This window comes from Actinoplanes sp. NPDC051861, assembly GCF_040681145.1.
GTDB lineage: Bacteria > Actinomycetota > Actinomycetes > Mycobacteriales > Micromonosporaceae > Actinoplanes.
The window spans coordinates 1-12,445 of sequence record NZ_JBFAYE010000032.1 but is presented as its reverse complement, the minus strand read 5'-3'; the positions used below and the strand labels follow the sequence as shown (position 1 = coordinate 12,445).

14 protein-coding genes, 1 pseudogene and 1 riboswitch are annotated in these 12,445 nt (G+C 70.6%); of the genes and pseudogenes, 12 read left to right on the top strand and 3 right to left on the bottom strand.

Going from position 1 to position 12,445, the window contains the following annotated elements:
* Positions 1 to 9 precede the first annotated feature (9 nt).
* From AB0M02_RS43915 to AB0M02_RS43890, 6 genes are read left to right on the top strand one after another with little or no spacing between them, the layout of a single operon-like run.
* Positions 10 to 915, top strand: coding sequence for a metal ABC transporter substrate-binding protein (locus AB0M02_RS43915; protein ID WP_364238461.1), 906 nt, complete (start codon positions 10 to 12; stop codon positions 913 to 915).
* Positions 912 to 1,694, top strand: a complete 783-nt coding sequence (locus AB0M02_RS43910; protein WP_364238460.1) for a metal ABC transporter ATP-binding protein — start codon at positions 912 to 914, stop codon at positions 1,692 to 1,694. The genes AB0M02_RS43915 and AB0M02_RS43910 overlap by 4 nt, the downstream gene beginning before the upstream one ends.
* Positions 1,694 to 2,557, top strand: a complete 864-nt coding sequence (locus AB0M02_RS43905) for a metal ABC transporter permease (protein ID WP_364238459.1) — start codon at positions 1,694 to 1,696, stop codon at positions 2,555 to 2,557. The genes AB0M02_RS43910 and AB0M02_RS43905 overlap by 1 nt, the downstream gene beginning before the upstream one ends.
* Positions 2,554 to 2,853, top strand: coding sequence for a metalloregulator ArsR/SmtB family transcription factor (locus AB0M02_RS43900; RefSeq protein WP_364238458.1), 300 nt, complete (start codon positions 2,554 to 2,556; stop codon positions 2,851 to 2,853). The genes AB0M02_RS43905 and AB0M02_RS43900 overlap by 4 nt, the downstream gene beginning before the upstream one ends.
* On the top strand, positions 2,850 to 3,254 hold the full coding sequence (locus AB0M02_RS43895) for a Fur family transcriptional regulator (protein ID WP_364238457.1): 405 nt from the start codon (positions 2,850 to 2,852) through the stop codon (positions 3,252 to 3,254). Before AB0M02_RS43900 ends, AB0M02_RS43895 begins: the two co-directional genes overlap by 4 nt.
* 16 nt (positions 3,255 to 3,270) lie before the next feature.
* The gene (locus tag AB0M02_RS43890; protein ID WP_364238456.1) at positions 3,271 to 3,876 is read left to right on the top strand and encodes a hypothetical protein; all 606 of its coding nucleotides are present in this window, start codon (positions 3,271 to 3,273) and stop codon (positions 3,874 to 3,876) included.
* Here AB0M02_RS43890 and AB0M02_RS43885 read toward each other — a convergent pair.
* On the bottom strand, positions 3,845 to 4,375 hold the full coding sequence (locus AB0M02_RS43885) for a DUF6328 family protein (protein ID WP_364238455.1): 531 nt from the start codon (positions 4,373 to 4,375) through the stop codon (positions 3,845 to 3,847). The two genes, AB0M02_RS43890 and AB0M02_RS43885, sit on opposite strands and share 32 nt — an antisense overlap.
* Positions 4,376 to 4,406: 31 nt before the next feature.
* On the bottom strand, positions 4,407 to 5,219 hold the full coding sequence (locus tag AB0M02_RS43880; protein WP_364238454.1) for an alpha/beta hydrolase: 813 nt from the start codon (positions 5,217 to 5,219) through the stop codon (positions 4,407 to 4,409).
* Between the two features lie 58 nt (positions 5,220 to 5,277).
* Positions 5,278 to 5,381, top strand: a riboswitch (TPP riboswitch).
* 54 nt (positions 5,382 to 5,435) lie between these two features.
* Here AB0M02_RS43880 and AB0M02_RS43875 point away from each other — a divergent pair.
* From AB0M02_RS43875 to AB0M02_RS43850, 6 genes are all read left to right on the top strand, one after another.
* Entirely contained in the window at positions 5,436 to 6,020 is a 585-nt protein-coding gene (locus AB0M02_RS43875; RefSeq protein ID WP_364238453.1) for an ECF transporter S component, read from the top strand.
* A 1-nt stretch (position 6,021) separates the two neighbouring features.
* Positions 6,022 to 7,452, top strand: a complete 1,431-nt coding sequence (locus AB0M02_RS43870) for an ABC transporter ATP-binding protein (RefSeq protein ID WP_364238452.1) — start codon at positions 6,022 to 6,024, stop codon at positions 7,450 to 7,452.
* Between the two features lie 2 nt (positions 7,453 to 7,454).
* Positions 7,455 to 8,240 (top strand): energy-coupling factor transporter transmembrane component T, encoded by a 786-nt coding sequence (locus AB0M02_RS43865; RefSeq protein ID WP_364238550.1) that lies wholly within the window; start codon positions 7,455 to 7,457, stop codon positions 8,238 to 8,240.
* Between the two features lie 65 nt (positions 8,241 to 8,305).
* On the top strand, positions 8,306 to 10,012 hold the full coding sequence (locus AB0M02_RS43860; RefSeq protein ID WP_364238451.1) for a histidinol-phosphatase: 1,707 nt from the start codon (positions 8,306 to 8,308) through the stop codon (positions 10,010 to 10,012).
* Positions 10,009 to 10,791 (top strand): hypothetical protein, encoded by a 783-nt coding sequence (locus AB0M02_RS43855; RefSeq protein ID WP_364238450.1) that lies wholly within the window; start codon positions 10,009 to 10,011, stop codon positions 10,789 to 10,791. The genes AB0M02_RS43860 and AB0M02_RS43855 overlap by 4 nt, the downstream gene beginning before the upstream one ends.
* A 24-nt stretch (positions 10,792 to 10,815) precedes the next feature.
* Positions 10,816 to 11,757, top strand: a complete 942-nt coding sequence (locus tag AB0M02_RS43850) for a 5,10-methylenetetrahydrofolate reductase (protein WP_364238449.1) — start codon at positions 10,816 to 10,818, stop codon at positions 11,755 to 11,757.
* A gap of 146 nt (positions 11,758 to 11,903) precedes the next feature.
* Here AB0M02_RS43850 and AB0M02_RS43845 read toward each other — a convergent pair.
* Positions 11,904 to 12,350: pseudogene (locus tag AB0M02_RS43845) on the bottom strand (aldo/keto reductase); the annotation flags it as partial.
* Between the last annotated feature and the right edge of the window lie 95 nt (positions 12,351 to 12,445).

The following is a 12,445-nucleotide window of genomic DNA, read 5'->3' as shown; positions in this document are numbered from 1 at the left end:
GTTGGTGGCATGATGCGCCGCCTGCTCCCCGCCCTGGTCCTTCTGGCCGCCCTCACCGGGTGTGGCGGGACGTCGAGCGACGACGGCAAGCTCGCCGTCGTCACGGCGTTCTACCCGTTGCAGTTCATCAGCGAGCGGGTCGGCGGCGACGCGGTCAGCGTCAGCAACCTCACCAAGGCCGGCGCCGAGCCGCACGACGTGGAGCTGAACGCGGGCCAGGTGGGCGAGATCACCGAGGCCGGACTCGTCGTCTACCTGCACGGTTTCCAGCCCGCCGTGGACGACGCGGTCAAGCAGAACGCCGGTGACCGGGCGTTCGACGCGGCTTCCGCGGTCCCTCTGCTCAGCGCCGGCGACGCGGATGAGCACGCCGACGAGCACTCCGAGGAGAGCGGCGGCACCGACCCGCACATCTGGCTGGACCCGAACCGCCTGGCCACGATCGCGGACAAGCTCGCCGAGCGCCTCGGCAAGGCCGACCCGGACCACGCCGCCGACTACACGGCCCGGGCCGCCGCGCTGCACACCGAGCTGACCGCGCTGGACGGCGAGTTCAGCAAGGGCCTCAAGACCTGCGCCCAGCGTGAGATCGTCACCAGCCACACCGCGTTCCACTACCTGGCCGACCGCTACGACCTGGAGCAGATCGGCATCACCGGCATCGACCCCGAGGCCGAGCCGTCGCCGCAGCGCCTGGCGGCGGTCGCCGCCGAGGCCAAGGAGCTGGGCGCCACCACGATCTTCTTCGAGACGCTGGTCAGTCCGAAGGTCGCCGAGACCATCGCCCGGGAGGTGGGCGCGCAGACCGCGGTGCTCGACCCCCTGGAGGGGCTGACCGATGAGAACCTGGACTACTTCACGGTGATGCGGACCAACCTGGCGACGCTCACCAAGGCCCTGGAGTGTCAATCATGAGCGTTGTCGAGGTGCGGCACGCCGCGGCCGGATACGACGGCCGGGAGATCCTCAGCGACGTCTCGCTGAGCGTGGACGCCGGCGATGTCGTCGCCGTCCTGGGCGCCAACGGCTCCGGCAAGTCCACGCTGATCCGGACCGTCCTCGGGCTGGTGCCGCTGCGGCGCGGGGAGATCGACCTGTTCGGCACGCCGCAGCGGCGGTTCCGGCAGTGGGCCAGGATCGGGTACGTGCCCCAGCGGCTCGGCGCCGGCAGTGGCGTGCCCGCCACCGTCGGCGAGGTGGTGGCCTCCGGACGGCTGGCCCGGCGCGGCATCTTCCGGCTGCCGGGCGCGGCCGATCGCCAGGCGGTGCGCGACGCGCTGTCCGACGTCGGGCTGCTGGACCGCATCGGCGACCCGGTCGCCACCCTCTCCGGCGGTCAGCAGCAGCGCACCCTGATCGCCCGCGCGCTGGCCGGCAAACCGGACCTGCTGGTGCTCGACGAGCCGAACGCCGGTGTGGACGCGGCCAGCCAGGAGGCGTTCGCCAAGGCGCTGACCCGCTTCTCCGGCGACGGCGGCACGATACTGCTGGTGCTCCACGAACTCGGCCCGCTGCGACCGCTGATCGGCCGGGCCGTCGTGGTGCACGACGGGCGGATCGCGTACGAGGGGTCGCCTCCCGAGCCGGCCGGGCACCACGCCGAGCCGGGCCACGACCACGTGCACCCGCACGCCGACGAGGTGGTGGCGGGCATCTGCGAGTGGGCGCCCACCGAGGGGACCAAGGCGTACTGATGGAGCTCTTCGCGTACCCCTTCATGCTTCGCGCCCTGGCCGGCGCCCTGATCATTGGTCTCACCGCGCCCGCCCTGGGCATCTACCTGGTGCAGCGGCGCCTGTCGCTGATCGGTGACGGCATCGGGCACGTCGCGCTCACCGGCGTCGGCGTCGGGCTGCTGACCAACAACTCCCCCGTGCTCACCGCGGTGCTGGTCGCCACGATCGGCGCGGTCGGTGTGGAGCTGATCCGCGAACGCGGCCGGACCTCCGGTGACCTCGCCCTGGCCCTGCTGTTCTACGGCGGCATCGCGGGCGGTGTGGTGCTGGTCGGGCTCTCCGACGACAAGGGCAACTCGAACCTGATGCAGTACCTGTTCGGGTCGCTGATCACCACGTCGCCGCAGGACATCGCGGTGATCGGCGGGCTGGCAGCGGCGGTCCTGACGGCGATGCTGCTGCTGCGGCCGGCGCTGTTCGCGCTCTGCAACGACGAGGAGTACGCGAGAGTCAGCGGCCTGCCCGTCCGTACGCTGAACATCCTGCTCGCGGTGACGACCGCGGTGACCGTGACGATCGCTATGCGCACCGTCGGCCTGCTGCTGGTCTCCGCCCTGATGGTGGTGCCGGTGGCCGCCGCGCAGCAGGTCACCCGCGGCTTCCGCACCACCATGGCGGCGGCGATGCTGATCGGCGTGGGCTCGGCCGCGACGGGCATCGTGGTCTCGGCCGAGGCGGACACCGCGCCCGGCGCCACCACGGTGCTGATGGCGCTGGCCGCGTTCCTCGCCACCACGCTCGGCGCGCTGGTACGCCGGTCCCTGCGCCGGCACGCACGACAACCGGCCACCGCCGAGCCACCGGATGTGGTGCTCTCATGACGACCACCGGTTACGAGGCCTACGAGTCGGCCGGCGCGCTGCTGCGCGCGCTCTCCGCACCGATCCGGGTCGCCATCGTCGTCGAGCTCGGCGAGGGCGAGCGATGTGTCCACGACCTGGTGGAGAAGCTCGGTGCCCCGCAGCCCCTGGTCTCCCAGCACCTGCGCGTGCTGCGCGGCGCCGGAGTGGTGCGGGGTGTGCGGCGCGGACGGGAGATCGCATACTCCCTGGTGGACGAACACGTCGCGCACATCGTCACCGACGCCGTGAGCCACGCCAGGGAGAACCGACAGTGAACCCAGAAGCCGGAGCGCCCCGCAACACCAAGCAGCGCAGCGCGGTCAGCGCCGTGCTCGCCGAGGTCGAGGGTTTCCACAGCGCCCAGGACCTGCACGCGATACTGCGGGAGCGCGGCGAGCGGGTCGGTCTGACCACGGTGTACCGGACGCTGCAGGGCCTCGCCGACGCCGGCGAGATCGACGTCATGCGACCGCCGGGCGGCGAGCATCTGTACCGCCGGTGCAGCCAGGGCCACCACCATCACCTGGTGTGCCGGTCCTGCGGCCGGACCGTCGAGGTGGCCGGGCCGGCGGTGGAGTCGTGGGCGGACCGGGTGGCCGGTCAGCACGGCTTTGTCGACGTCTCGCACACTATGGAGATCTTCGGTACCTGCCCGGAATGCGCCGCCAAGGGCTGAGTGGGAACCTTCCGGTGTGAAGCTCTACGCCGACCGGCTGCCCACGATGATCCGCCAGCTCGTCACCGACGCCCTCGTCGTGCTCTGGGCCTACCTCTGGATCCGGGTCGCACTGTGGATCCACGACCTCGTGCTCAAGCTGGCCGTGCCCGGCCAGAAGCTGGAGGGCGCCGGCAGCGGCATCGCCGACAACCTCGCCGACGCCGGGAGCAAGGTGGGCCGGGTGCCGGTCGTGGGTGACGAGCTGACCAAGCCGTTCACCGGCGCCGCCGACGCCGCCCGGGCCATCGCCGACGCCGGCCGTCAGCAGCAGGACTTCGTCGACCAGCTGGCGCTGATCCTGCCGCTGGTCGCCATCTCCGTGCCGATCGCGCTGGTGCTGTTCCTGTGGCTACCGCTGCGGCTGCGCTGGATGCGCCGGGCCGGCATCGCCGCGGCGGTACGCGACGACCCCGCCGGCCGCGACCTGCTGGCTCTGCGCGCGCTCGCCGGACGGCCGCTCACCCAGCTGGCCAAGCTGGGCCCGGACATCGCCCAGAGCTGGCGCGCGGGTGACGCGGAAGCCGTCGACGCCCTGGCCGAGCTGGAGCTCAGGCAGCTCGGTCTGCGCCGGAGTCGATGAAGCCGTCCTCGTCCTCGTCGTCCCCCCAGTTGCGGTGGAGAAACGGCAGGCCCGCCCAGAAGGTGACGAACCAGATGCCGGTCGCCACGGTCAGCGGGATCGCCCACTTCCAGTCCAGCACGTAGTCGGTGATCAGCAGGACGCTGCTGACCATCGAGACGAGCATGAAGGCCAGCCCGCTGGAGGCCATCTTGTGGGCGTACCGGACCAGCTCGGGCTTGCGGCCCTGCCGGAACAGCGCCCGGTGGAAGGCGACCGGCGAGATGATCAGCGCGGTGGCGAACGCCGCGCTGATCAGCGCCACGACGTAGACGTCCTTCTGGAAGGCCGTGGCGTTCGGGAAGCCGTTGCTGAACGGGATGGTCAGCAGGAACGCGAACAGGATCTGGACACCGGTCTGCGCGACCCGGAGTTCCTGGAGCAGGTCCGCGAAGTTGCGGTCCCAGCGCTGCTTCTCGGTCTCCTGGGAGGAATTGGGGGATTGTGTCTGGACGGCCATGACGCGCCTGGGTTCCCGAACCGGCCCATGGTCAAACGCCGATGCGCGCCAGGACGGCGTCGGCGAGCTCCCGAGGTGCCTGCTCCGGCACCCAGTGGCTGACGCCCCGCATAGCCACCAGTTGGTAGTCGCCCTCCACCCAGTCGGCGGTACGCAGGGCCGCGGTAAGCCCGACCACACCGTCCTTGTCGCTCCAGACGTACGTGGTCGGCACCTTCACCACCCCGACGTCGGCGACCTGGTCCTCGCTGAAGGCGCGGTACCAGTTCAGCCCGCCGGTCAGCCGGCCCGGCTCCTGCATGGCCTCGACGTACTGCTCGGCGTGGTGCAGCGGGCGCAGCATCCAGCGCAGCATGGTGCCGTTGCGGGCGAGCAGGAGGCGTTCGGCGGCCGAGGACTGGAAGACCTTGAAGTACGCGAACCGGGCACGCTGCGACGGGCGCACGCGCAGGGCCAGCAGCAGGGCGCGGGGGTGCGGCACCGAGATGGCGGTCATCGTCCGCACCCGGTCGGGGTGGCGGGCGGCGAGCATCCAGGCGACGTGCGCACCCCAATCGTGCCCCACCACATGCACCTTGTCCACATTTAAAGCGTCGAGGACCGATAAAGCGTCTGCTACGACTTCTTTCAGCTTATAAGCAGAAACATCAGAAGGGCGAGCGCCCGGCGAGCACCCCCGCTGATCCAGGGCATATGTCCGAAGCCCCGCAGCCTGAAGCCGAGGCGCGAGGAGATCGAACTCGCGATGATCCTGCGGAAAACCGTGCAGAAGCAACACCGGTTCCCCCTCCGCAGGGCCGCCCTCGAACACGTCGAACGTCAGCCCGCGAGCCTTGACCTCCATGTGATCGCACCCTCCCTGTTCCAGCAGTTAAACCGGTGTTAGCGTCATCGAAGCACATGTTTTCCGACAGGGGAGCGCACAGCGCTGAGAGTGCGGGCCATCCGCAGACCCTCGTACCTGATCTGGGTAATGCCAGCGCAGGAAGATCGGTTCTCTCCAGCCGCGCCGCGACGATGCGGCGTGCGTCTCCTCCCGGTACCCGCTGGGAGGCGTTTCATGAAAAACAGCAACAGATGGCGCACGATAGACGTCGTGATCGCCTCGGTCATCGCCGTCGCGTTCGGGGTGATCTTCTGGGCCTGGAACACGGTCTGGAGCGTCACCGAGAGCGCGTTCGCCTTCTTCCCCCCGGCTCAGGCCCTGCTCTACGGCATCTGGCTGATGCCCGCCGTACTCAGTGGCCTGATCATCCGTAAGCCGGGAGCCGCCCTCTACACCGAGGCGGTCGCGGCGATCATCTCCGCGCTGCTCGGCAACGCCTGGGGCGCGACCGTCATCCCGCAGGGCCTGATCCAGGGTCTCGGCGCGGAGCTGGCGTTCGCGGCGCTGCGATACCGCTCGTTCAAGCTGCCGGCCGCCCTGCTGGCCGGCGCCCTGACCGGGGTGAGCGCGGCAGTCTTCGACTTCATCGTCTGGACCTCCGAGTACGCCCTGGGCAGCTACCGCATCCCCTACGCCCTGTTCACGATCGTGAGCGGTACGGTACTGGCCGGCCTCGGCAGCTGGGCCCTGGTCCGCGCACTGGCGCCGACCGGTGTGCTCGACCGGTTCGGAGCGGGCCGCGAGAGGGCACTCATCTGACATGAGCGAGGTTCGGCTTCGCGGCTTCGGGTGGCGGCACGCCGGTCGCCGCGCCTGGGCGGTCCGCGACGTCGACCTGCACATCCGGCACGGCGAGCGGGTGCTGCTGCTCGGTCCCTCGGGAGCGGGCAAGAGCACGCTGCTCGCCGCGCTGGCCGGTCTGCTGCCGGAGGACTCCGGCGAGTCCGAGGGCACGATCGAGATCGACGGGCTGGATCCCCGGAAGGCCCGCGAAAGTGTCGGGATCCTCTTTCAGGACCCGCAGACACAGCTGGTGATGGCCCGCAGTGGCGACGACGTGGCGTTCGGTCTGGAAAACCGGGGCGTGTCCGCTAATGACATCTGGCCACGGGTGTCCGACGTGCTTGATCGCGTCGGGTTCCCGTACCCCATCAATCGCCCCACCTCGGCGCTCTCCGGCGGCGAAGCGCAACGTCTCGCTCTGGCCGGGGCCCTCGCCCTGCGACCTGGGCTGATGCTGCTGGACGAGCCCACCGCCAACCTCGATCCGACCGGCGCCGAGCTGATCCGGGAGGCTGTCTCCCGGTCGACCGGGCCGGACACCACGCTGATCATCGTGGAACACCGGGTGGCGGAGGCACTCGCGCTGGTCGACCGGGTGGTCATCCTGGAGGCAGGCGGCGGTGTCCGTGCCGACGGCGCGCCCGAGGTGATCTTCGCCGCCTACGGCGACAAACTGGCGGAGGACGGCGTCTGGGTGCCCGGTTTCAGCACGCCGCCGATCAGGGCCACTTCAAAGTCAACTACCGATTTTGTACGCGCGGAGCACATCGCCGTCACGGGACGTCTCGCACCGGTCTCGATCCGGGCGGGCGCGGGTGAGGTGGTGGCGGTGACCGGGCCCAACGGTGCCGGCAAGTCCACACTCGCCCTGTTGCTCGGCGGCCTGACCGCACCGGACTCCGGCCGGATCGAGGCGTTCGGCGACCGCAAGCCTCCGCACAGGTGGCGGGCGGCGACGCTGACGCAGCGGATCGGGTCGGTCTTCCAGAACCCGGAACACCAGTTCGTCACGAGCCGGGTCGCCGACGAACTCGCGCTCGGGCCGCGCCGGGTCGGCCGCAGCCCGCAGGAGATCCGCCGGACCGTCGACGAGCTGCTCGAACGGCTGCGCCTGACGAGGCTGGCCGAGGCGAACCCGTACACGCTCTCCGGCGGTGAGGCCCGGCGGCTGAGTGTGGCCACCGCGCTGGCGACCGCGCCGAAACTGCTGATCCTCGACGAGCCGACATTCGGCCAGGACCGGCGGACCTGGCGCGAACTGGTCGACCTGCTGGCGGTCCTGCGCGCCCAGGGACACGGGATCGTGGCGGTGACCCATGACGACGCGTTTGTGCGTACCCTTGCCGACCGCACCGTGCCCCTCGGTGAGCCGGCGCCGGAACCGCTGCCCCGGAGACTGCGGCCGTGACCCTGACCTTCGCGCCGATCGCCGATCCCGCCGCGCCCCTCGCCCGCCGGAACCCGGTCGCCAAGCTCGGTGCCGCCCTGCTCTTCTCGCTGCCGCTGATCGCCACGGTCGACCCGCTCACCCCCGCCCTGGCGCTGCTGGTGGAACTCGCGGTGCTGCCGTTCTTCGGCGTGCGCTACCGGGCGCTCGCCCGCCGCGCCGCGCCGCTGCTGCTGGCCGCGGGCGGGGTACTCGTGACGCTGACGCTGTTCGCTGCCGAGCGGTCCGGCACCCTGCTCGTGTCGCTCGGGCCGTTCGACATCACCACCGGAGTCCTGACCAGCGCGGCCGGCCTGATCCTGCGAATCTTCGCGGTCGCCCTGCCCGGCATCGTGGTGTTCGCCACCACCGACCCGACCGACCTGGCCGACGCCCTCGTGCAGAACGCGAAGGCACCCGCCCGGTTCGCGATCGGCGCGCTCGCCGCGTTCCGCCTGCTGCCGCTGCTGGGCCAGGAGTGGCGCTCGCTCACGCTGGCCCGCCGCGCCCGCGGCGTGGAAGCCGGCCACAACCCCGTCGTCTTCGCCTCCACCGCGTTCGCGCTCCTGGTCGCCGCACTCCGCCGCGGCGGACGGCTGGCGGTGGCGATGGACGCCCGCGGTTTCGACTCCACGGCACCCCGCACACACGCCCGCCGGCAACACTTCACCGCCGCCGACACGGCCCTGCTGACCTGCGCGGTGACCGCCGCCACAGCGATCTTGACACTTTCCTTGGCGTTGGGGGTTTTCCGGCCGGTTGTCGGTTGATCGTTTGCCGGGCCGTCACGGAATCGCCAGCGGCCGTTGTCCTGTTCGGACGAGGGTGACGCACTATGGGTCACGGCCACGATCATTCACATCATCTCCCCGAGACCGGCGCCGACGTTCCGGAGGCGCTGGACCTGAGCATCCCGGAGAGCGAACTCTCCCCCGGCGACAGCACCCGTCGCCGCTTCCTGCTCGGCGCGGGCCTGCTCGGTGCCGGCGCGGCCGCCTCGGTGCTGGCCCGCCCGGGCGCCGCCGAGGCCGCCGGGCTGCAGCACACCCACGACCACGTCGGTGGCGGCTCGGCCAAGGGCGGCTTCCGCTGGCTCGCCGGCGACCACCACATCCACACGCAGTACAGCTCGGACGCCCAGTACCGGGTGATCGACCAGGCGCGTCACGGCCAGGCCTTCGGGCTGGACTGGGTGGTCATCACCGACCACGGCAGCGCCACCCACGCCAAGATCGGTGTGGACAAGGTCAACCCGGACATCGTCCACACCCGCTCCGAACTGCCCGAACTCCTGACCTTCCAGGGCCTGGAGTGGAACATCCCGGCGGCCGAGCACGCCACGGTGTTCGTGCACCCGGGCAAGAACGAGGTCGAGGTTCTCAAGCAGTTCGAGAACGCGTACGACGGCTCGCTGCTCCCGGCGACCAACACCGCCGAGCAGAACGAGGCCATGGCGATCGCCGGCATCAAGTTCCTCGGCGAGCAGGTCCGCAAGCGCAAGATCGACGGCGCGCTCTTCCTCGCCAACCACCCGGCCCGCCGCGGCATCGACTCGCCCCACGAGATCCGCAACTGGCGCGACGCCGACCCGACCGTAGCCATCGGCTTCGAAGGCGCACCCGGCCACCAGGCCGCCGGCATCCCGGCCCCCAACGGCCGCGGCGGCGCCCGCGGCTACTACGACAACAACCCGTCCGCGGCCTCCTTCGCCGGCTACCCGCTGGAGAGCTACCGCACCTGGGGCGGCTTCGACTGGATGACCGCCACCGTAGGCGGCCTCTGGGACAGCCTCCTCGCCGAGGGCAAGGCGTGGTGGATCACCGTCAACTCCGACAGCCACGTCAACTACCTGGACCAGACCGACCGCGGCCCCGGCAGCGACTTCAACGCCAACGGCAAGTACAACGACCCGGTCTACACCGGCACCGTGAACACCGCAGCCGGCGACTTCTGGCCCGGCTACTACGGCCGAACCAACGTAGGCTCCTCCTCCTTCTCCTACCGCGCGGTCATGGACGGCCTGCGCGCCGGGCGCGTCTGGGTCGACCACGGCCGCCTCATCAAGTCCCTGGACGCCCGAGTCCGCCTCACCGGCGACCGCCGCTACTCCACCGGCACCCCGCTCGGCGGCGTCCTGCAGGCCAAGCGCGGCACCCGCACCGAACTGGTCCTCGAGATCGACCTCCAGGACATCCCCAACTGGGCCGGCTTCATCCCCACCCTGAAGCGCGTCGACGTCATCGCCGGCACGGTCACCGGCCCGGTAGCCGACAAGGACACCTTCACCACCCCCGACACCAGGGTGGTCAAGTCGTTCGAGATCTCCCAGACCTCCGGCAAGGTCACCCTGACCTACGACCTGGGCCGCCTCGACAAGCCCTTCTACCTCCGCGTACGCGGCACCGACACCAACCGCACCCAGCCCGGCCTCCTCGGCGCGACGGTCGACCCCTTCGGCCCCAAGCTCGACGTGGTGGGCTCCGCCGACCCGTGGGGCGACCTCTGGTTCTACACCAACCCCATCTGGGTCCTCCCGCGATGACCCCGGGAACCGCGCCGGCCGCTTCCGCGGCCGGCGCCGCCCCGCCGGCTCCCGTTCCCGGCGCCGGCCACGCCGTCGGCGCCGCAACAGTCGGCCCGGCCGTCGGCGCCGCGTCGACCGGCCCGGCGGCTGTTGGCGCCGCGTCGACCGGCCCGGCGGCCGTTGGCGCCGCAACAGTCGGTCCGGCCGTCGGCGCCGCGTCGGTCGGCCCGGCGGCCGTTGGCGCCGCAACGGTCGGCCCGGCCGTTGGCGCCGTCGCGGTCGGCCCGGCCGTTGGCGTCGCGGCGGTGGGTCCGGTGTCCGGGGCCGCGCGCATCGTGGGTGTCACCCTCGGGCACCGCACTCTGGCCGAGGCCGACCACTGGATCCAGTCGCTGTCGCCCCCGCCGGTGCTCGCCTGCACGCACCTGCTGTCGTCGCCGTTCCCGCACGTGGCGATCAGCCTGCTCGCCCTCGCACCCATCCCCTCCTCTCCGGAACTCCAGGACGCCGCCGCAGCCGCCGCCTCCGGGCAGTCCGGCCGAGCGGTCCGCTTCCCCGGCGTCGAACGTCTCACCGGCGAACTGACGGTGAGCGAGATCCTCCAGCGCAGCTCGATCGCCCGCGTCGACGTACTCGGTAGCGGCCCGGCGAGCCCCGGCACCATCGTCGAGACCGGTGACTTCGTCCGCCCGCAGTTCCAGGCGGGCGAACTGGTCCTGGTCACCACACCGGCCGCCGGCGACCGCCTGGTGCCGTTCGAAAGGCGGGATCCCACCCCCTGCTGCGCCGACCACTGAACAGCCGCTTCCTAGGGTGGGGTCATGGCACGCACCCCACTGCGACAACTGCTCGCCGAGACCCGTAGCGGCGTCCTGCTCTTCAGCCTGACGCCACCACGGCAGAGCGCCACCGAGGAGCGCATCAAGGAGATCGCCGAGGCCACCCTCACCCGTCTCGGCGATCTCGACCTCGACGGCCTGCTGCTCTACGACATCGACGACGAGTCCGACCGCAATCCGGACGAGCGGCCCTTCCCGTACCTCCCCACTCTCGACCCGGCCCGCTACTACACGGACCACCTGACCGGCTGGCAGGACCCGGTCGTCATCTATCGCTGCGTCGGCAAGTACTCCGGCGACGAACTGCGGGACTGGATGACCGACGTCGACCCCCGCGTGCTGACCGTCTTCGTAGGCCCCTCCTCCGGCGGCAAACCGGTCCGGACCACGCTGCGCCAGGCCCAGGATCTGCGCACCAGTACCCGGCCCGACCTCCCCCTGGGCGCCGTGGCCATCAGCGCCCGCCGCGACGAGCACCTCCGCATGCTCGCCAAGCAGGAGAGCGGCACGTCGTTCTTCATCTCGCAGGTCGTCTACCACGTGAACGAGACGAAGAACCTGATCAGCGACTACTTCTACGAGTGCCGGGCCCGCGATGTCGCCCCACGCACAGTCCTTTTCACCCTCTCCCTCTGCGGCTCCCTCAAGACCCTGGAGTTCCTGAGCTGGCTGGGCGTGGACGTGCCCCGCTGGCTGCAGAACTCCCTGCGCCACTCCTCCGATCCGCTGACCGAGTCCTATCGCCAGTGCGCCGCCATCGCCCGCGACCTGATCGACTTCTGCGAGGACCTGGGCATGCCGTACGGCTTCAACATCGAGAACGTCTCCATCCGCCGCACCGAGATCGAGGCGACGACGAATCTGGCCCGCGAGGTGGCCGATCTTCTCCGCCATCGCCGCTCAGCCTGGCAGGTCACTCCATGACGACCAGCCGATAAATCGCGCTTTCGCATGCGTTCATCGTTCCAGGAGCGCGGACGCGGGCCCCATGTCTTTTCGATTCTTTGACGTATCCGCGAAAGGCGCCGGCGCCTGTCACAAAATGCGAAGGACCGGACTCGGCGGTGCGCCTAGGACAGCTCGGCCAGCTCCGAGGGAGTCAGCCGCAGCGCGGCGGCCGCGACGTTCTGCTCCAGGTGAGCGACGTCGCCGGCCCCCGGAATCGCCAGCACGTGATCACCCTGATGAAGCGTCCACGCCAGCCGAACCTGCTGCTCAGTCACCCCACGCGCCACAGCGATCCGAGCGACCGCCGCACCCCTGCCACCAGCGCCGATCTCAGGCCCCGTCCCGTCCCCGCCCAAACGCCCGTCCCCACCCGAAGGCCCATCCCCGCCCGAAGGCCCAGCGCCGTTCAAACGCCCGGCCCCGGCATCGGCTCCCGCTTCCCGCCGCCCTCCCGCAATTGCGAAGAACGGAACAAAAGCAATCCCCCGCTGCCCGCAAACCCGCAGCAATTCGTCATCCGCCCGCAAATCCAGCGCATAACTGTTCTGCACACAGACAACCGGCGCGATCCCAATGCCGCGTAGCTTAAGGTGATCTTGTCGGGGTGCCTCTTTCGTGGCTGTGCGGCGTTGTGTGCTGTTCGTGGCGGTAGCACTGCTGGTAT

Bases quoted from the DNA above. Each gene is read 5' to 3' on its own strand.
- AB0M02_RS43915 (WP_364238461.1), top strand. From the start codon at position 10: ATGATGCGCCGCCTGCTCCCCGCCCTGGTCCTTCTGGCCGCCCTCACC.
- AB0M02_RS43910 (WP_364238460.1), top strand. From the start codon at position 912: ATGAGCGTTGTCGAGGTGCGGCACGCCGCGGCCGGATACGACGGCCGG.
- AB0M02_RS43905 (WP_364238459.1), top strand. From the start codon at position 1,694: ATGGAGCTCTTCGCGTACCCCTTCATGCTTCGCGCCCTGGCCGGCGCC.
- AB0M02_RS43900 (WP_364238458.1), top strand. From the start codon at position 2,554: ATGACGACCACCGGTTACGAGGCCTACGAGTCGGCCGGCGCGCTGCTG.
- AB0M02_RS43885 (WP_364238455.1), bottom strand. From the start codon at position 4,375: ATGGCCGTCCAGACACAATCCCCCAATTCCTCCCAGGAGACCGAGAAG.
- AB0M02_RS43880 (WP_364238454.1), bottom strand. From the start codon at position 5,219: ATGGAGGTCAAGGCTCGCGGGCTGACGTTCGACGTGTTCGAGGGCGGC.
- AB0M02_RS43875 (WP_364238453.1), top strand. From the start codon at position 5,436: ATGAAAAACAGCAACAGATGGCGCACGATAGACGTCGTGATCGCCTCG.
- AB0M02_RS43870 (WP_364238452.1), top strand. From the start codon at position 6,022: ATGAGCGAGGTTCGGCTTCGCGGCTTCGGGTGGCGGCACGCCGGTCGC.
- AB0M02_RS43860 (WP_364238451.1), top strand. From the start codon at position 8,306: ATGGGTCACGGCCACGATCATTCACATCATCTCCCCGAGACCGGCGCC.
- AB0M02_RS43855 (WP_364238450.1), top strand. From the start codon at position 10,009: ATGACCCCGGGAACCGCGCCGGCCGCTTCCGCGGCCGGCGCCGCCCCG.
- AB0M02_RS43850 (WP_364238449.1), top strand. From the start codon at position 10,816: ATGGCACGCACCCCACTGCGACAACTGCTCGCCGAGACCCGTAGCGGC.